The sequence below is a fragment of the Bradyrhizobium sp. Tv2a-2 genome, assembly GCF_000472425.1.
Classification (GTDB): Bacteria; Pseudomonadota; Alphaproteobacteria; order Rhizobiales; family Xanthobacteraceae; genus Bradyrhizobium.
In genome coordinates this window covers 66,920-85,622 of record NZ_AXAI01000014.1, presented here as the reverse complement: position 1 = coordinate 85,622, position 18,703 = coordinate 66,920, and the positions used below count along the sequence as shown (strand labels likewise).

General features: G+C 64.6%; 16 protein-coding genes. 7 read left to right on the top strand and 9 right to left on the bottom strand.

The features are described 5' to 3' along the window. Window positions 1-40: 40 nt before the first annotated feature. Both A3AI_RS0127060 and A3AI_RS0127055 read right to left on the bottom strand, forming a co-directional pair. Complete coding sequence (locus A3AI_RS0127060; RefSeq protein WP_024518595.1) at window positions 41-1,666, bottom strand: DHA2 family efflux MFS transporter permease subunit; 1,626 nt, start codon at window positions 1,664-1,666, stop codon at window positions 41-43. A 42-nt stretch (window positions 1,667-1,708) separates the two neighbouring features. Then, the gene (locus tag A3AI_RS0127055) at window positions 1,709-2,926 is read right to left on the bottom strand and encodes an HlyD family secretion protein (RefSeq protein WP_024518594.1); all 1,218 of its coding nucleotides are present in this window, start codon (window positions 2,924-2,926) and stop codon (window positions 1,709-1,711) included. A gap of 154 nt (window positions 2,927-3,080) precedes the next feature. Here A3AI_RS0127055 and A3AI_RS0127050 point away from each other — a divergent pair, with 154 nt between their 5' ends. Beyond that, window positions 3,081-3,782, top strand: a complete 702-nt coding sequence (locus A3AI_RS0127050) for a TetR/AcrR family transcriptional regulator (RefSeq protein WP_024518593.1) — start codon at window positions 3,081-3,083, stop codon at window positions 3,780-3,782. Window positions 3,783-3,860: 78 nt separating this feature from the next. Here the strand turns inward: A3AI_RS0127050 and A3AI_RS0127045 are convergent, their stop codons facing one another. From A3AI_RS0127045 to A3AI_RS0127030, 4 genes are read right to left on the bottom strand one after another with little or no spacing between them, the layout of a single operon-like run. After that, window positions 3,861-4,493, bottom strand: a complete 633-nt coding sequence (locus A3AI_RS0127045; protein WP_024518592.1) for an aspartate/glutamate racemase family protein — start codon at window positions 4,491-4,493, stop codon at window positions 3,861-3,863. 53 nt (window positions 4,494-4,546) lie between these two features. After that, complete coding sequence (locus A3AI_RS0127040; RefSeq protein ID WP_024518591.1) at window positions 4,547-5,572, bottom strand: amino acid ABC transporter substrate-binding protein; 1,026 nt, start codon at window positions 5,570-5,572, stop codon at window positions 4,547-4,549. A gap of 15 nt (window positions 5,573-5,587) precedes the next feature. Beyond that, a complete protein-coding gene (locus tag A3AI_RS0127035) occupies window positions 5,588-6,937 on the bottom strand; it encodes an aspartate aminotransferase family protein (protein ID WP_024518590.1) in 1,350 nt (449 codons plus the stop codon). Window positions 6,938-6,941: 4 nt separating this feature from the next. Beyond that, a complete protein-coding gene (locus A3AI_RS0127030; protein ID WP_024518589.1) occupies window positions 6,942-7,835 on the bottom strand; it encodes a MurR/RpiR family transcriptional regulator in 894 nt (297 codons plus the stop codon). A gap of 171 nt (window positions 7,836-8,006) precedes the next feature. Here A3AI_RS0127030 and A3AI_RS0127025 point away from each other — a divergent pair, with 171 nt between their 5' ends. The 4 genes from A3AI_RS0127025 (at window position 8,007) to A3AI_RS0127010 (ending at window position 12,726) form a co-directional block, all read left to right on the top strand. Next, window positions 8,007-9,128: an amino acid ABC transporter permease gene (locus A3AI_RS0127025; RefSeq protein ID WP_198030215.1), complete on the top strand. Its 1,122-nt coding sequence runs from the start codon at window positions 8,007-8,009 to the stop codon at window positions 9,126-9,128. 49 nt (window positions 9,129-9,177) lie between these two features. Continuing rightward, complete coding sequence (locus tag A3AI_RS0127020) at window positions 9,178-10,254, top strand: amino acid ABC transporter permease (protein ID WP_502685769.1); 1,077 nt, start codon at window positions 9,178-9,180, stop codon at window positions 10,252-10,254. 273 nt (window positions 10,255-10,527) lie between these two features. Continuing rightward, entirely contained in the window at window positions 10,528-12,297 is a 1,770-nt protein-coding gene (locus A3AI_RS0127015; RefSeq protein WP_156927975.1) for a chloride channel protein, read from the top strand. Between the two features lie 111 nt (window positions 12,298-12,408). Beyond that, on the top strand, window positions 12,409-12,726 hold the full coding sequence (locus tag A3AI_RS0127010; protein ID WP_156927960.1) for a hypothetical protein: 318 nt from the start codon (window positions 12,409-12,411) through the stop codon (window positions 12,724-12,726). Window positions 12,727-12,859: 133 nt separating this feature from the next. Here A3AI_RS0127010 and A3AI_RS0127005 read toward each other — a convergent pair whose 3' ends face one another. Further along, window positions 12,860-14,053 carry a urate hydroxylase PuuD gene (locus A3AI_RS0127005; protein WP_024518584.1) on the bottom strand — a complete coding sequence of 398 codons (1,194 nt, stop codon included), beginning with the start codon at window positions 14,051-14,053 and terminating at the stop codon, window positions 12,860-12,862. A 366-nt stretch (window positions 14,054-14,419) separates the two neighbouring features. On the opposite strand from A3AI_RS0127005, the gene A3AI_RS0127000 reads away from it, so the two are divergent. Together A3AI_RS0127000 and A3AI_RS0126995 are read left to right on the top strand one after the other, a co-directional pair. Then, complete coding sequence (locus tag A3AI_RS0127000) at window positions 14,420-15,760, top strand: PQQ-dependent sugar dehydrogenase (RefSeq protein ID WP_024518583.1); 1,341 nt, start codon at window positions 14,420-14,422, stop codon at window positions 15,758-15,760. Between the two features lie 70 nt (window positions 15,761-15,830). After that, window positions 15,831-17,312, top strand: a complete 1,482-nt coding sequence (locus A3AI_RS0126995; RefSeq protein ID WP_024518582.1) for an amino acid permease — start codon at window positions 15,831-15,833, stop codon at window positions 17,310-17,312. 62 nt (window positions 17,313-17,374) lie between these two features. Here A3AI_RS0126995 and A3AI_RS0126985 read toward each other — a convergent pair whose 3' ends face one another. Both A3AI_RS0126985 and A3AI_RS0126980 read right to left on the bottom strand, forming a co-directional pair. After that, window positions 17,375-18,148, bottom strand: coding sequence for an anti-sigma factor family protein (locus A3AI_RS0126985; RefSeq protein ID WP_024518581.1), 774 nt, complete (start codon window positions 18,146-18,148; stop codon window positions 17,375-17,377). Next, window positions 18,145-18,669 (bottom strand): sigma-70 family RNA polymerase sigma factor, encoded by a 525-nt coding sequence (locus A3AI_RS0126980; protein ID WP_024518580.1) that lies wholly within the window; start codon window positions 18,667-18,669, stop codon window positions 18,145-18,147. Before A3AI_RS0126980 ends, A3AI_RS0126985 begins: the two co-directional genes overlap by 4 nt. Between the last annotated feature and the right edge of the window lie 34 nt (window positions 18,670-18,703).

Below are 18,703 nucleotides of genomic sequence, written 5' to 3'. Positions count from 1 at the left end.
AGGGCCGTTGCGCTAACCGGGCGCAACCGGCGACAGCAGGTCAATGACCACCGCCGCCCGCTGCAGTCCCCTGGGGCTTGCCCGTCAGCAGGATGGCGATGCCTGCGATGATGAGCACGATACCGATCACCGCAAAGGCGTCGCTGAAGCCCATCACCAGTGCCTGGCGTTTGACTATGTTGCCGAGCGCGACGATGGCCTGGTGCTGCGCGGCCGTCGGGTCGGTCACGCCATGGGCGGTGAAGTAATTGGTCAAATCGGCGATCCGGCTGCGCACCTCCTCGCGGCCGAGGTGGACCGATTGCCCGATGATATTGGAGTGAAACTGCTCGCGCTTGGTGACGATGGTCGAGAGCAGCGCCGTGCCAATGGCGCCGCCGAGATTGCGCATCATGTTGGAGATGCCGGAGGCCGCCGCCGCATCCTGCGGTGCCACGCTGCCAAGCGAGATGGCGCTTAGGGGTGCGAGCGTCAGTGCCTGGCCGATGGCGCGCACGATGTTCGGCAGGAACAGCTGGTCGCCGGAATAGTCGAGCGACATCTCGATGTTCATGAATGAGCTCAGCGCGAACAGACTGAGGCCTGCAAAAGCGATGTAGCGGATATCGAACCGCTGCATGAGCTTCGGCACCAGCGGGATGAGGATGAGCTGCGGCAGGCCGGTCCAGGCCAGCACGGCGCCGATCTGCTCGGCATTGTAGCGCTGCACCTGGCCGAGATAGGCCGGCAGCAGATAGACCGAGCCGAACAGCGCAAAGCCGAGGAACACGGCCGAGACGGTGCCGAGCCCGAAGCTGCGGCGGGTCAGCAGGCGCAGGCGCACCAGCGGTTTCTCGACCAGCAGCTCGTTGATGACGAACAGCGTGAGGCTGACGACTGCGACAATCGCGAGCTTGACGATGAAGGGCGAGCCGAACCAGTCGTCCTTGTTGCCTTCCTCCAGCACGGCCTGCAGCGAGGCAAGGCCGACTGCCATGGTTACGATGCCGAACCAGTCGCCCTCGGCGAGGAGGCCAAGCTGCATCGGCTGGCGGTCCAGCGTGAGGTAAAGAATCGTGACCATCACGATGGTCGGAATGACATTGACGAAGAAGATGGTCTGCCAACCGTAATTTTCCGTGAGATAGCCGCCGATGGTCGGGCCGATCGCAGGCGCAAAGGTCACCGCGAGCGCGAACATCGCCAGGCCGATCGGCTGCTGCGCCTTCGGCAGCTTGGTGAAAACCATCGTAAACGCCATCGGGATCAGGACGCCGCCGAAAAAGCCCTGGAAACCGCGCATCGCGATCATCGAGGGCAGGTCATGGGTGAAGGCACAGGCGACGGAGAAGGCGGCAAACAGCGTTGCAAACGAGAGGATCACGTTGCGGAAAGAGAACATCCGGCTGAGATAGTCGGTCAGCGGGATCACCACGATCTCGCCGATTAGATACGAAGTCGAGATCCAGGAGCCGTTGTCGACGCCGGTGCCGATGCCGCCCTCGATATTGAGCAGCGAGGCATTGGTGATCTGGATGTTCAGGATGGCCATGAACGCGCCGATCATGGCGGCCATGACCGCGATCCAGACTGCGGCACTTGCGCGGTCCGGAGTGGGGGCTACAGCGACGGCCACGGGACGCCGAGGGGAGGTCGCGGGAGAGGTCGAGAGCGCAAGGTCTGACATGGCATCACCTTTGTCTCATACTTTTCAGTTCTGATTTTCAGGTCACTTCTTGGAAGCGAGCAGCGCGACGCTGGTTTGCGCGACGTGATGTGGCGCGCTTGCCGAAGCCGGCTGCTGCTTCTGCGTCTGGATGGTCGGGATCACCGACATGCCCGGACGAAGCTCCGCACTGGACGCATCCAGCGCGATCTTGACGGGAATGCGCTGCACCACCTTGGTGAAATTGCCGGTGGCGTTGTCCGGCGGCAGCAGCGCGAATTCCTGGCCGCTTGCGGGAGCGAGGCTATCGACATGGCCGTGCACGACCTTGCCAGGGAACATGTCGACCTCGATGTCGACGGCCTGGCCGGCCTGCACGTCGGTGAGCTGCGTCTCCTTGTAGTTCGCGATCACATAGGCGCCGCTCGCCGGCACCAGCGACATCAATTGCGTGCCGGCCTGCACATATTGGCCGGCGCGCAGCGTGCGGTTGCCGACCACGCCGTCGATCGGCGCGACGATGGTCGTATAGGAGAGGTTGAGCTCAGCCTGCTGCTGCAGCGCCTTGGACCGCGCCACCGCAGCGATCGTCTGGTTGATCTCGGCCTTCAGCAGTTCGACTTGACTGGTGGCTGAGGCGATGTTCGCCTTGTCGCGCGCGATCGCGGCGAGCGCGCCGGCATCGCGCGATTGCGCGGCCTGCGCGTTCTGCACACTACCATAGCCGGTGGCGGCAAGGTCGGTGTAGCGCTTGTTTTCCTGCTTGGTGAAGGTGGCCGAGGCGGTATCGACGTCGAGTGTCGCCCTGGCGGCGTCGATTACCGACTGTTGCACGTCGAGCTGGGCGCGCTTGCTGGTAACCGCGGCCTCGGCCGCGGCGACGTCGGCCCGAGCCTGCTCGAGCGCGACCGCGTAATCCCGATCGTCGATCCGCGCCAGTACCTGGCCGGCCTTCACCTGTTCGTTATCGCCGACCAGCACTTCATGGAGATAGCCGGAGACTTTCGGCGCAATGGTGGTGTTGTCGGCCTTCACATACGCGTCATCGGTGGAGACCTGGAAGCGGCCGACGGTCCAGTACTCCCAGCCGTACCAGGATGCTCCGGCAAGCACGGCGACGGCGGCTCCTGCCATCAACAGCCGCCGGATTCGGTCCCTTTTTGAAACCTTCGGCGCAACCGTCGCAGCCTCACTTGCGGCAGGCGCGTCAGTCACCAGCTTCTGGATAATCTCGGCCGGAACCTTCTGCTCGGCCTCGAAAGACGTTGAATGGCGGCTCATGGGCGGTCCTCTTTTGGCTCAACTCATTGCCGGAAAAGCGGAATTTTGATTTTTCTGGCGGCAATCGAATTAGGAAACTTGACGTTTTCCAAAATAGACCGCATATTTGGACTGTCAATAGAATGACAGTCATCATCTAAAAGCATGGCTCGTTATGACGATCAGCAAGACCAAAGCACACCCCGAGGACGCGGCCGGAGGAGAGCGGCGTGGCCGCGGGCGGCCGCAGGCGCGCTCCGACGAGGAGACGCGCGCCATCATCTTTGACACTGCGCGGCGCGAGTTCGCGGCGAGCGGCTATGCTGCGACGAATATGGAGAGCGTGGCGCGCGCCGCCGGTATCTCCACCAAGACGCTTTATCGCCTGGTCCCGAACAAGGCCGCGCTGTTCGAGGCGATGATCACGGAGCGGATCGACCGCTTCGCCTCGGTGGTGCGCCTGCGCGCCTGCGAGGGCAGGGACATCGAGGCCGCGCTGCGCGACGCGCTCATGGTCTGCGGCGAACTGATCCTCGCCCCCGACGTGATCGCCTTGCAGCGGATGATCTTGTCCGACAGCGACAAGTTTCCCGATATCGCCGAGACCTTCTTTTACAAGGCGATCACGCCGACCCAGCACACGCTGGCGTCATGGCTGCGCACGCAGCACAAGCGCGGGCTCCTGGCGGTCGACGATGCCGATGCTGCCGCCGGCATGTTGCTCGGCATGCTCGCGATGCAGCCGCAGCGCGCCGTGATGTTCGGCCACGCGCCCGCGCCGGCCCGCGAGCAGCTCGAGCAGCGCGTCGCGGCCTGCGCGAAGTTGTTCTTGCAGGGATGCGGCAAGCCGCGCTCGGGCATTTCCGGTTCTGATTGAATCAGAACCGGAGCTCTAGATTCTTGTTTTGAGTCGTTTTCTTCACGCGAACCGGTTCCCACTTCGCTCGAAAACTCTCTAGCCGGCGAGCAGTCGCTTCAACTTTTCCACCGCGCTGTCCGGAGTCGTCAGCACCGGCTTTCCCGTGGCTTCTGCGACCAGTGTTGCCGCCGGCGCCATGCTGTACTGCGCGAGCGCGATGACGTCGCAGTCGCAGAGGTCCTTTGACGCTTCCGCGACCAGCCGGTCATGTGTCGTGCGGTCGCCGCGGTCGAGTGCGGACAGCGCGCCCCCGGCGAGTTTTGGCACGATCTCGACCGACGATGGAAACTCGCGCGGCATCGAGGCAAGCGTTGGCCCGAAGGTCGAGAGCAGGCCGATGCGGCGGCCGCGCGCCACCGCCTGTTCGATCATGGCTTCATTGGGCTTGAGCACCGGCATCGGCGCATGCGCGCGCGCCACCGCCTCAATGCAGGGGCCGAAGGCCGAGCAGGTGAAGAGAATGCCGTCAGCGCCGGTCCCGGCGGCATAGCGGCCGAGGGCGAGGAAGCGCTCGGTCATCGCATCGGTCAGCCGGCCGTCGCGCGCGAGATCGGCGGAGAGGCTGTCGTCGAGCAGATTCATCAGCGCAGGCTCCGGCCAGAGCGCAGCGAAGGAGGCGGCGATCGGTGCCGGCGAATGTTTCAGGGCGTGGATCAGGGCAATGCGCATGTCGTCGGTCTCGGAGCGAAGCGGTGGCCGGGGATGCGCACCGCCCGCTGTTGTTACTTGAAGGGTACCGCGTACATCAGGCCGCCCTTGGTCCAGAGCGCGTTGAGGCCGCGCTCGAGCTTCAGGGGGCTCGCCTGGCCGACGTTGCGCTCGAAGATCTCGCCGTAATTGCCGCCGGCCTTGATCGCCTGCAACAGCCATTTGTTGTCGAGGCCGAGCCGTGCGCCGAGATCGCCGGAGGCGCCGAGCAGCCGCTGTACCGCGGGAGTCGGGGACTTCGCCATCTCATCTGTATTCGCCTGGGTTACGCCGAGCTCTTCGGCCTCGATCAGGCCATAGTGCAGCCAGGTGATGATATCGCTCCAAACCTCGTCGCCATTGCGCGTGAACGGCCCCAGCGGCTCCTTGCTGATGGTGATTGGCAGCACGACATAGTCGGCCGCATTGGGCGCCGCGGTCGCGACCGCGCCGGCCAGCGCCGAGGCATCCTGGGTCATGGCATCGCAGCGGCCGCCGAAGAAAGTCTGGTACATGGTGTCGACCCGATCGAACACCAGCGGCTTCCAGTCGATATTGTTGGCGCGGCCATAATCGCCGAGCGTCACCTCATGCGTCGTGCCCTGCGCGACGCAGACGGTTGCGCCATTGAGGCCTTTCAGGTCCTTCACGCCGGCATCCTTGCGCACCACAAAACCCTGGCCGTCGTAGAAATTGATCGGCCCTTGCCGCAGGCCCAACGTGGTGCCGCGTAGAAAGGTCTCGGTCGAGTTGCGGTAGAGCACGTCGATCTCGCCCGACTGCAACGCGGTGAAGCGGTTCTGCGCGGTGAGCGCGACATAGCGCACCTTGTTCGGATCGCCAAGCACGCCGGCGGCGAGCGCGCGACAATAATCTACGTCGAGGCCCTTGAAGTTGCCTTGCGAGTCCGGCGCCGAGAAGCCGGCAAAGCCGGTCGAGACGCCGCAGACCAGCGTGCCCCGCTGTTTCACGGAGTCCAGCGTCGCGGCGGATGCCGTGCAAATCCCAGTGAAAGTCAATGCCGCGAACAAGCCCGCAGCGGTAATCACCGTCCTTTTCATGCCTGGAGTCTCCCCTCAGTGATTAATTGATTTCAACGCGCCGTCGACGGCGGCGCCGAGTCTTTCCACGATCATGTCGATATTGTCGGGCGTCGCGATATAGGGCGGCGCCAGCAGCACGTGGTCGCCGCTGCGGCCGTCGACCGTTCCGCCGGCGGGATAGCAGGCGAGACCGTTGGCAAAGGCCGCTGCCTTGATCTTCTGGTTCAGCCTGAGCGAAGGATCGAACGGACGCTTGGTGGCGCGATCGGCCACCAGCTCGATGGCCTGAAACAGGCCGCGGCCGCGGATATCTCCGACATGGCGGTGATTGCCGAAGCGCTCGGTGAGGCGCTGCTCAAGCTGGCGTCCGCGTGTCTTGACTTGGTCGAGCAAATTGTCGTCGCGGATGATGTTCTGAACCTCGAGCGCGGCGGCGCAGGCGAGCGGATGGGCGAGATAGGTGTGCCCGTGCTGGAACGCGCCGGAGCCGGTGCGAATGGTCTCGACGATCTCGCCGCGCGCGAGCATGGCGCCGATCGGCTGGTAACCGCCGCCAAGTCCTTTGGCGATGGCCTGGATGTCGGGTGCGATGCCTTCCTGTTCCCAGGCATTGAGCGTGCCGGTGCGACCCATGCCGCACATGACCTCGTCGAGGATCAACAGCGCGCCATGGCGATCGCAGATCTCGCGCACCTTGCGGAAATAGCCTTCCGGCGCTGGCACGCATCCGGCGGTGGCGCCGACCACGGGCTCGGCGATGAAAGCGGCGACCGAGTGCGGACCGAGCTTAAGGAACTCGGTCTCGAGCTCGTCCGCAAGACGCGCGACGAAATCGGCATCGGTCTCGTGGTCGCGCTTCTCGTGATAGGCAAAGGCCGGCGTCACATGGCTGAATGCGGAGGACAGCAGCGGTGCATAGGGCTCGCGCCGCCAGGCATTGCCGCCGGCGGCGAGCGCGCCCAGCGTGTTGCCGTGATAGCTCTGCCGGCGCGCGATGAAATGGGTGCGCTGCCGCTCGCCGCGTTCGACGAAATACTGCCGCGCCAGCTTGATGGCGGCCTCGATCGCCTCCGATCCGCCGCTGATGAAATAGGCATAGGCGAGTCCGCCCGGCTCGTGGCCGACGAGGCGATCGGCGAGCGCTTCCGCAGGCTCCGAAGAGAAGAAGGCGGTGTGCGCATAAGCGAGCTCCGAGGCCTGCTTTTTCATCGCCTCCAGCACGCGCGGATGCTGGTGCCCGAGACACGACACCGCCGCGCCGCCGGACGCATCGAGCACGCGGCGGCCGTCTTCGGCGATCAGCCAGACGCCATCGCCGCCGATGGCGAGCGGCGGCGTCTCACGCAGGCTTCGATGCAGCACGCGGGTCTTGCGAGCGGTCATGGTTTCAACCTTTCTCCGCAACGTATTGAGAGGCCGCGGCGAGCCGCGCCTCGGTGTCCTGAAGCCGCCTTCTGGCGGCAGCGCCGCCGAGCGAGAACGTGACGGCGGCGAGCGATTGCGCAATCGCGATCGCGCCCGTCAGGCTCGGAAAGAAGCCGGGCGATGCCGCCGCCTCGTACAGCAGCACCTGGTCCGCGCCTTCCGCCATCGGCGCCGAAGCCGAGTCCGCTATCGCAATGAGCTTCGCCCGCGCGCGATGCGCCGCACGGGCGGACAGCACGCTCGCGCGGGAATAGGGTGCAAAGCCGACCACCACGACCGCCTCGCCGGCGCGAAACGCGCCGAGGTCGAGATCTTCAGGGCCGGAGCCGCCGACCAGTTGCACCTCGTCGGGCCGGAACAGCCGCAACTCATAGTTAAGCAGCTCCGCGACGCTGCGGCAGCTGCGAAAGCCGGCGATCCAGATGCGCCGCGCGCCGTGCAGAGCTTTCGCCGCGCCTGCGATCGATGATGCCGAGATGCGCGTGAACCCCGCGGCCTCGGCCTCGAGCTTCTCGGCAATCAGCGCCACATCGGAATCGGGGCCGTGGCGGCGTCCCCTGGCGCGGCCGGAGAAAGGCGAGGCTTGCGACGGCCGCCGCGCCTCGGTCAGCGCCGCGCGTAACTCCTCCCAGCCGGAATAGCCCAGGGCCTTGGCAAGCCGGGTGAAGGCGGCGGGATCGGCGCCGGCTTCGGCCGCGAGGTCGCGCATCGAGCGGGTGGTGGCGTCATAGTCATTGGCGGCGACGAAGCGGCCAACTTGCTGAAGCCGTGTCGGCAGGAACGGCAGTGCGCTGCAGAGCTCGCTCAAGGGCGAAGCTCTCGTCGTCTGCGAGCTTGCGGGTTCGGCGGCGGCCATGAAACATTTGTTGCATATCTTGGAAGTTGGTGCAACATATGAAGCGCGCCCGCAGGCGCGGTCACCCGGAAACCGCCGCTTCCGCTATCGAGGGGCTCCTGTGCTGTGACGATCGCATCCCCCAGCTCCCGATCACGCAAGCGCTGGCGCGCGCCGCTGCAAGGGCCGGCGTTGAGCGGCCTCATCTGGCAGATCGTGGTGGTTGCGATCGCGGTCGCAATCGTTGCCTGGCTCTGGTCCAACGCCGTCCATAATCTCTCGGTCCGCCGCATCTCGACGGGCTTTGCCTTCCTCGGCCGCGAGGCGGGCATGCCGATCGCCGACACCTGGTTGCCTTACAGCCCCAAGGACACCTATCTCCGCGCCTTCCTGGTCGGCATCGTCAACACGCTGCGCGTCGCTGTGATCGGCATCGTGCTCGCGACGGCAGTGGGAACGATGATCGGCATTGCGCGATTGTCGGCCAACTGGCTGTTGTCGCGGCTCGCGGCCGTCTATGTCGAGGTGCTGCGCGACGTGCCGCTGCTGCTGCAGCTGTTGTTCTGGTACGTGCTGATGCAGGGGCTTCCGGCTGCGCGCATGGCCTATCGCCCGATCGAAGGCGTCTATCTCTCCAATCGCGGCCTGATCTTGCCTGCGATACCGCTCGGCGAGGGCCAGCTCCGGGTGCTCGCTGCGGCCGCGCTTGGGGCGGTCGTGTTCTATCTGATCCGCCGACACTTGGTCGCGCGGCAGATGCTGGACGGCAGGCCGCGACGCGCCTGGCCCTATGGTCTGCTGCTCATCGTTGCGCTGCCGGCGGCCCTGTCGTGGGTACTCGGCGTATCCTGGACCGTCACCATGCCCGAGCTGCGCGGCTTCAACTTTGTCGGCGGCCTGGCGCTTGCGCCCGAATATTTCGCGCTCCTGATCGCGCTCGTGACCTACACGTCCGCCTTCATTGCCGAGATCGTCCGCAGCGGCATCCAGGCGGTCCCAAAAGGACAATGGGATGCGGCGCTCGCGCTGGGGCTGCGCCGCAGCTTCGTCCTGAAGCAGATCATCCTGCCGCAGGCGCTGCGCGTCGTCATCCCGCCGATGACCAGCCAATATCTCAACCTGACCAAGAACTCCTCGCTTGCGGTTGCGATCGGCTACCAGGACGTCGTCTCGATCGCGAACACGACGCTGAACCAGACCGGGCAGGCGATCGAGGCGATTGCGCTGATCATGGCGGTGTTCCTCACCATCAGCCTCGGCATCAGCCTGTTCATGAACTGGTACAATGCGCGCATTGCGCTGGTGGAGCGCTAGCATCATGAGCTCGGCCGCCGATGTTCAAAACCCGCATTCGCTGAGCCAAATGCAGCCGGCGTCAAGCGCCGCGCGCCGCGCATTGCGCTGGCTACGCGCCAATTTGTTCTCGTCGATCTCCTCCTGCCTGATCACGCTGCTCCTGATCGCATTGCTGGCGAAAATGCTGGCAGGCCTTGCGCAATGGGGCCTCCGGGATGCCGTGTTCACCGTTCCCGGCAACGATACCAGCGCCTGCCGCGCCGTGCGCGGGGTTGGAGCCTGCTGGGCCGTCATCCCCGAAAAATACCGCTTCATCCTGTTCGGCACCTATCCGTTCGACCAGCAATGGCGGCCGGCGGTGGCAACGCTGATCTTCATCGCGCTGTTTTTTCTCTCGACCCGGCGCAGCCTCTGGGGGCGCAAGCTGGTCTATCTGTGGGCGATAGCACTGGTCCTGATCGCCGTACTGATGTGGGGCGGCGTATTCGGAATGCCGTTCGTCGTGCAGGACCGCTGGGGCGGGCTGCCGGTGACCTTGATACTTGCGACCTTTGGCCTGGCTTTCGGCTTTCCGCTCGGCATCCTCGTCGCGCTCGGCCGGCGTTCGAAGCTGCCTGCCATCCGCTCGCTTTGCGTGCTCTATGTCGAACTGATCCGCGGCGTTCCGCTGATCAGCCTGCTGTTCATGGCCAGCGTGATGTTTCCGCTGTTCATGCCCGACGGCGTCAACATCGACAAGCTGTTACGGGCGCAGATCGCGATCGTGCTCTATGCTGGGGCCTATCTTGCCGAGGTCATCCGCGGCGGCCTGCAGGCGGTGCCGCGCGGCCAGCACGAGGCTGCGGATGCGCTCGGCCTCTCTTATTGGCGAAAGCAGCGGCTCATCATCCTGCCCCAGGCGATCCGGCATGTGATCCCGCCCCTGGTCAACACCTTCATAGCCTTCTTCAAGGATACGAGCCTGGTTCTGATCATCGGCATTTTCGACCTCCTCACCACTGCCAAGACCGCGATCATCGATCCGGCCTGGCAGTCGTTCAGCGTCGAGGTTTATGCCTTCGTGGCGGTCATCTATTTCGCCTTCTGCTTTGCCATGTCGCGCTATAGCCGCAGGCTTGAGGCGGAGGGCAATCCGAAGGCTTGACAGGCTGAACAGCCGTTAATTTTGCGGGCGAAATCCGCGGCCGATCTGCCCGCCGCTGTAACGTTTCAGGATTTGAATTCCTCAAGGTCCGATGCGGCTTGACCCGCGCGGCGTTGCACCATTATCTGCTGACATCAGCCCTGCCGAGCGAGGCGACCGCACGCGCCGGGCGGATTATGGCGACCGCGCACACGCGCAGTCAGACTTGGCAAGTATCGGCAAGAATCGGCAAGAACAGGACCCCACTCGGTGCTCTCACAGATCGCCCAGATCATGGATCGGAAGAGCTCGAACCGGATGCTGACGCGGCTGCGCGCGCTGCTGCGCAGCAACGAGTTCTATCTGATCCCGCTGGCGCTCGTGGTCGGCGTCGTCGCCGGCGCAATCGTGACCTTGATGAGTCAGATCGCGCAGATCGCGCATGTCCTGATCTATGGCATTCCAATCGACGTGCGCCTGAGCGCCAACGCCTTTGTCAATCCGCTGACGGCGCTGATCGCGCCGGCCAGCGGCGGGCTCTTGCTCGGTGTCATGGAATGGCTGCGCCGGCGCTGGAAGATTGCGAGCGCAGTCGACCCGATCGAGGCCAATGCGCTGCGCGGCGGCCGGCTGTCGCTGCGCGACAGCATGGTGGTGAGCACGCAGACGCTGGTCTCCAACGGTGCCGGCGCCTCGGTGGGGCTGGAGGCCGGTTACACCCAGATCGGCTCCGGCGCGGCGTCGCTGCTCGGGCAGGTCCTGAACCTCAGGCGCAACGACCTTCGCCTCGTCGTTGGCTGTGGCTCGGCGGCCGCGATCGCCGCTGCCTTCGGCGCCCCGATCACGGGAGCTTTCTATGCCTGCGAGCTGATCGTCGGGGTCTATTCGGTCGGCAGCGCCGCGCCCATTCTCGCGGCCTCGCTCGCCGGGGCCCTGACCGCGCAATATCTCGGCGGCGCGCCCTATTCACTGGAAGTGCCCCATGTCAACAATGTCGGGCTCGAGCAATATCTGGCGCTGATCGGGCTCGCTTTGATCGCGGCTGCGATCGGCATCGCGGTGATGCGCAGCTCCGTGGTGTTTGAGCGCGTCTTTGCCAATCGGCGGGTGCCGGTCTGGCTCCGGCCCGTCATCGGGGGCCTTTGCGTCGGCGGGCTTGCGATCGTCACGCCGCAGGTGCTGGCGGCCGGGCACGGCGCCATGGTGCTCGACCTGCACCGCGACATGGCGATCAGCTTCATTGCGCTCGTGATCGCCTTGAAGGTGATCGCCTGCCTGATCTCGCTGGCGTCGGGCTTCCGCGGCGGTCTCTTCTTCGCCTCGCTGTTCGTCGGCAGCCTTCTGGGCAAGTTCTTTGCGGCCGTGCTCGCGCTTTCGGGATTGGGTCTGGCGGTCGATCCCCTGGCCAGCATGCTGACAGGCATGGCGACCCTTGGGGTTGCGATCGTCGGCGGTCCGCTGACCATGTCGTTCCTGGTGCTGGAAATGACCCGCAGCGTCGATGTGACCGCGGTCGTGCTCGCCGCCTGCATCGTCACCAGCATCTTCGTCCGCTTCATGTTCGGCCATTCCTTCTCCACCTGGCGGCTTCACCTGCGCGGCGAGACCATCCGCAGTGCCAACGATGTCGGCTGGCTGCGCAACCTCACGGTCGAGCGCATGATGCGCTCCGACGTCGGCAAGGTTCCGGCCACCACCACCATCGCCGCGGTCCGGCGCGAATTCGTGCTGGGATCGCGCCCGGCAGTCATCGTCGTCAACAATTCCGACGATTACCTGGGGCTGGTGCTGCTGCCGGAGCTGTTTTCCGGCGAGCTCGACTCCATCGCCGATGAGATCCAGGTGATCGAGCTCGCGCGTTACACCGATGTGAGTCTCTTGCCGGAGATGAACGTCAAGACCGCGATGAAAATCTTCGACGATGCGGAGGCCGAGGTGCTGGCCGTGCTGGAATCGGAGAGCAGTCGAAAAGTGATCGGATTCCTGACCGAATCCCATGCCCGCCGTCGCTATGTCGAGGAGATCGACCAGGCGACGAGGGGTGTGCTTGGTGCGCTATCGTAAAGCTGCCTGATATAGCTGGGAACCGATCGACCCGGCGTGGCTTTGAGCCGTGCGGCCACCCTGGCCGCCGGCGCCGCTGCAAGGAGTTCAACTATGCCGATATACCTTCCGATGGTGATTGCGGTTGCTCTGAACGCTTCACCTGTAGCCGAAAACATCCCGCAGCTGGACGTTGCGCACGAGTGCCGGGCCGAGGTCAGCAACGCGGAAGCGGTCAAGAGCTGCATCGAGGAGGAAAACCGCTGGCGACAACAGCTCGAGCAGGAATGGTCGACCTTTAATGCCACCGACCGGCGCCAATGCGGACAGGAGGCCGCGATGGGCGGCGCCACCAGCTATGCCGAGTTCCTGACTTGCCTCGAGATGGCGCGGGATACACGAAGCGCCCAAGAGGCACCAAGCGAGCCGGCGCCAAAAGCCCAGAAGTAACCGGGCGGCTTCGGCTCAAACCATCCAGGAGCATTTCCGGTTCTGATTGAATCAGAACCGAAGCTCTGGATTCTTGTTTTGACGCGTTTTCTTCACGCGAACCGGTGTCCACTTCGCTCGAAAACGCTCTGGTCTAGCGCACTTCGGTTTCGACCCAGGCTGCGATCACCGCGCGCTCCTCTGCGGTCATCTCCGTGACATTGCCCGGCGGCATCGCGCTGGCCCAGGCGGCGTTGCGGCCGATCAGCCGCGCATTGCGGTGGATGTGCTCGGCGTCGTCGAGCCGGATGCCTTTCGGCGCCGTGGTGATCCCTTCCCAGACCGGCTCCGCGGCATGGCACATGCTGCAACGCGACAGGATGATCTCCTCGGCAGCGGCATAGGTCGGCGCGGTCGAGAGTGCACCCGCCTGGCCGCCGCGGGGACCGGCGGCGGACAGCAAGCCGATCGCGATCATGCCCAGGGCGGCAACGCCCCAGACCCACCAGGGCGAAGCGCGACCGGCATGGCGCTCGTTGAAGAAGTGGCGGATGATGGGCCCAAGCGCCAGCACGATCGCAACGATCAGCCAGTTGAGGCGGGTGGCGAACAACAGCGGATAGTGGTTGCTGATCATCAGGACCAGCACCGGCAGCGTCAGGTAGTTGTTATGAACGCTGCGCTCCTTGCCGGCCTTGCCGAGCCTGGGATCGGGCGTCTCGCCCCTGAGCAGCGCCGCCACGATCTTTTTCTGGTTCGGGATGATGGTCAAAAACACATTGGCGACCATGATCGTACCGATCAAGGCGCCGATCTGGTTGAAGGCGCCGCGGCCGCTCAGGACATGGGTGAAGGCATAGGTCAAGAGGACCAGGAACAGATAGCCGCCGATTGCGAACGGCAGCTCGTGCTGCGCCAGTCCGGAACGGCAGGCGGCCTCATAGAGCAGCCAAGCAACCAGCAGGCTCACGAAGCTGAACAGGCCCGCCTGCAGCGGCGTCAGGTCGAGAACCGACTTGTCGACCAGAAACAGCTCGGCGTCGAGATAGTAGACCACGACCATCAGCGCGAAGCCGGACAGCCAGGTGGTGTAGGCCTCCCATTTGAACCAGGTCAGGTCGTCCGGCAGTTTCGCCGGCGCGACCAGGTACTTCACGATGCGGTAGAAGCCGCCGCCATGCACCTGCCAGGCCTCGCCTTGCACGCCCTCGGGCAGGTCGGCCGAAGGTTTAAGGCTGAGGTCGAGGTGAATGAAATAAAACGAGCTTCCGATCCAGCCGATCGCGGCCACCACGTGCAGCCAGCGGAAGATCAGCCCCAGCCATTCCGAAACAATCGATCCCCACATTATCGCTTCCGTCGATGATGGCGGCTCTCACCCCATAATGCCCACGCGGGCGGCTCAACCTTCGATTCAACTGCATCTGTTGCACCGATCGTTTTGATTTTCCAGCATTTCCGAGAAGCAAGCCGTGCCCAGCTTTGAGGCAATTGACGCCCTATCTTCCTCCGTCATTCCGGGGGGCGTCAGCATTGAACCCGGAATCTCGAGATGCCGGGTTCTTCGCACTGTCCAGGAATGACGGTCGCTGCGACAACGCGGGAGCTTGTTCACGCATCAGCAGAGGCAAATTGATCGCCGCACGCCGAACTATTGCGCCGCGCTGATATTATGGTCGAGCCAAGCTGAAATGCCGATGGAGAAGGCCCTGACATGGCGAAGCCCTCACTTGTGATCGCGATGCTTGCGTCCCTTACGTCGACGATCGTTCTCGCCACAGCCTGGGCCGAACCTGCCAGACTCGCGGGCAAGGATGCCTTCGGCAGCTGGGAGGTCGACAAGCCCGGCACCATCAGGCTGATCAGGCCGCAGGATCTGCCTGCTCCCGGCGCCACGCACTCGGTGGCGAATTTTTCGCGCGTCGTCGCCAAGCCGGCCGGCGCAGCGCCGCAGGTCCCGCCGGGCTTCACTATCAGTCCGTTCGCGACGGGCCTGAGCGGGCCGCGCATCATCCGCGTCGCGCCGAACGGCGACATCTTTGTCGCGGAAACCCATGCGAACCGCATCCGCGTCCTGCGCGCCGCCGACGGCGCCACACAGCCGGTCGAAAACGTGGTTTTTGCCAGCGGTCTCAACCGGCCCTTCGGCATTGCGTTTTATCCCAACGGCACTGATCCGCGCTGGATCTATATCGCCAACGCCGACAGCGTCGTGCGCTTTCCCTATCATTCGGGAGACCTCAAGGCGGCGGGTGCATCCGAGATCGTGGTGCCGAGCCTGCCGCGCGGCACCGGGCATTCGACCCGCGACATCGTCTTCACCCCCGATGATGCGCGCATGCTGGTCTCGGTCGGCTCGGCCAGCAATGATGCCGAGGGGATGGGCGATCCGCCCGGCGGGCTGGAGAAATGGATCGCCGGCCATCCGCTCGGCGCGATCTGGGGCGAGGAGACCGACCGCGCCGCCGTGCTGGCGTTCGATCCCCAGGGCAAGAACAAGAAGCTGTTCGCCACTGGAATCCGCAACTGTGTTGGGCTGGCCATCCAGCCGGCGACAGGCGTGGCCTGGTGCTCTACCAACGAGCGCGACGGGCTGGGCGACGATCTCGTACCGGATTACGTCACGCGCGTGAGCGAGGGCGCCACTTACGGCTGGCCCTGGTATTACATCGGTAGCCATGAGGACCCGCATCATGCCCGGCAGCGGCCCGACCTGAAGGACAAGGTCACGCCCCCCGACGTGCTGATCGAGGCGCATTCGGCTTCGCTCGGGCTCGCGTTCTACGAGGGCAGCAACTTTCCCGCGGACTATCGCGGTGATGCCTTTGCCGCGGAGCATGGTTCGTGGAACAGGTCGAAGCGCACCGGCTACAAGATCATCCGTATCAGGATGAAGGATGGTTTGCCGACCGGCGAATACGAGGATTTTGTTACCGGCTTTGTCGTCAATGACAGCGAGGTCTGGGGCCGTCCGGTCGGCGTTGCCGTGGCGCATGACGGGGCGCTGTTGATTTCCGAGGATGGCAACGGAACGATTTGGCGGATAACCCACTAGTAACCTTGCGGCAGGGAGCTCGCGCCGGCACTTTTTGCAGGTCGGGGTGGCTCTTCGGAGGTTATGCCGGTTGGCAAACATTTGGGTACGGAAATCGACCGATGCCTTGGCGGCGGAGGCCGCGCATGGCGAGGCCGGTGGCGAGGTCAGGCCCCTGCGGCGGACCCTGTCGGCGCTGCACCTTGTTGCGCTCGGGATCGGCGGCATCGTCGGCGCCGGGATTTTCGTTCTGACGGGACATGCGGCCGCCGCCAATGCCGGCCCTGCGGTCACGCTGTCCTTTCTGTTCGGCGCAGTCGCCTGCGCCTTTGCCGGCCTCTGCTATGCCGAAATGGCTTCGACCGTGCCGATCAGCGGCAGCGCCTATACCTACGCCTATGCAACGCTCGGCGAACTCGTCGCCTGGATCATCGGCTGGGACCTGATCCTGGAATATGCGGTCGGCGCCATTGCGGTCGCGATCGGCTGGTCGGGTTACGTCGTCAGTTTTGTGCGCGACCTCGGGATCAGCATCCCGCCCGAGTTCGCCTCATCTCCGCTTGCCTATGATTCCACCAGCCATAGCTGGTCCTCGACCGGTGCCATCATCAACCTGCCGGCGATCGCAATCGTCGCCGTCATCGCCTGGCTGCTGGTGATCGGCATCAGGGAGTCCGCGCGCTTCAACAACATCATCGTGGCGGTGAAGCTGGTGGTGATCTTCCTCTTCATCCTGTTTGCCGCGCCGCACGTCTCGAGCGCCAACTGGGTCACCCATGCCAATCCGCAAGGCCATTTCATTCCGCCGAACGCGGGCGAGGGCGTCTATGGCTGGTCGGGCGTGATCCGCGGCGCCGCGGTGGTGTTCTTCGCCTATATCGGCTTTGACGCAGTCTCGACCGCGGCCCAGGAGGCCAAGGTGCCGAGCCGCGACATGCCGATCGGCATTCTCGGCTCGCTCGTGATCTGCACCGTCCTCTATGTCGCGGTCGGCTTCGTGCTGACCGGGATTGTGCCGTTCGACCGGTTGAACGTGCCGGACCCGATCGCCATCGGCATAGATGCCGCAGGCGTCGGCTGGCTGTCGCCGCTGATCAAGCTCGGCATCGTGTTTGGGCTCACCTCGGTCATCCTGGTGATGCTGCTGGCGCAGCCCCGCATCTTCCGCGCCATGGCCCATGACGGCTTGTTGCCGCCAGTCGCGGCGAAAATCCATCCGCGCTTCCGCACCCCATATGTCTCGACCATCGTGTCCGGCGCGGCGGTCGCCGTGCTGGCGGGGTTGTTGCCGATCGGGCTAGTCGGAGAGCTCGTCTCGATCGGGACGTTGTTTGCCTTCACGGTGGTCTCGATCGGCACGCTGGTGCTGCGCATCGTCAACCCGGGCCTGCACCGCCCGTTCAGGGCGCCGGCGATCTGGTTCGTGGCCCCGATGGGGGCGTTGACCTCGGTCTTCCTGATGTTCGGCCTTCCGATCGATACCTGGGTGCGGCTCGCCGTCTGGCTCCTGATCGGCCTTGCGATCTATTTCTGCTACGGCGCACGTCACAGCCGCGTTGCCTTGGCGGCATAGAGCATAATGCGGAAAAGTGTGCGGCGGTTTTCCGAGAAGATCATGCCCGAAAAATTCGGCATTCAGATCGTGCGGGCCTGCTTGCGCACCTCGTTCGCAAGCGGCCGCAGCGAGTCCGGCGGGGCTTGGCCGACCAGGCTGTAGCCGATGCCGCCGTCGGCCCAGGCAAAGCCCGCGACATCGCCCTTCGCATGCGGTGTCATCGGGGCATTTTCATCCGTGCCGTTCATGGGACGCGTCAGCACGACAATGCGGCTGCCGTGGTCGTCGTCAAACATGAACATCGCCGCCGGGCCGTGCGCGGTCGCCACCAGCCGCCCGCCCATCAGCCGATAGCCCGAAGGCGACAGGTTCGGCACCTTGACCGGGTGATGCAGCCGGCTGGAGACCCATTGCACCAGTTGGGCTGTATCGGATGCGCGCATCTCGACCGGCCGCTCGTGGTCCGGCGCATAGACGGAGTAGGAACTGGTCGCTTCTTGCGCGAGCGCGACCAATCCATTCGGCGACGCCTGAATTTCACTGCGCATTATCCAGCCGCCCGCGCCGCCAATACCCAAAAGAAGCATCGCCGCAACCGCCCAGCCGAGGCGGAACGGACGTTGCCTGCGGCTTTCGATGATGCGTGCCAGGTTGAGCGCCGCCGGAAGCGGCTCCTCGGCGATCGGCGCCAGCACCGTGCGCAACAGATCGCGCTGGCCGGAGAACGCACCGATGCGTTTCGCTACGTCGGGATGATCGTCCAGATAGGTGGCGACCTCTCTGCGCCGCTCCGGCTCGAGTGCCTGGTCCACATAGGCGTGGAGATCATCTTCCGTGATCGGCCGGTGGTTCATTTCACGCTCCGCATTGGCACCACGTTGGCCGGCGCCGTCGCAGCGCCTTCGATCTCCTGTTGCAACCTTTCGCGCGCCCGCGACAGCCGCGACATCACCGTGCCGACCGGGATGCCGAGCACGTTTGCAGCCTCCGCGTAGGAAAGATCCTCGACCGCAATAAGCAGCAGCACGGCCCGCTGATCCTCGGGCAGCCGCGCGAGCCTGGTGAGAACGTCCTGATAGATGAGCTTGTGCTCTTGTGAAGCCGCTTCGCCGAAACTGTCTTTGTTGGTCTCGTCGATTGGGATATGGCGGCCGCGCGATGCCGTGCGGCGGAATTGATTGACCGCAAGGTTGTGCAGAATGGTGAACAGCCAGGCGCGGACATCACCGTCGCGCCGCTGATACCAGCGGCTGACGGCGCGCTCGAGGCAATCCTGCACCAGGTCGTCGGCGCTCGCACGATCGCGCATCAGCGCACGGGCATAGCGGCGGAGCGAAGGGATCAGCGGCTCGACCTGGTGCAGCATGTCCTTCATGGTGTGCTCCGCTCGCCTTTCATTCGACCCGCTC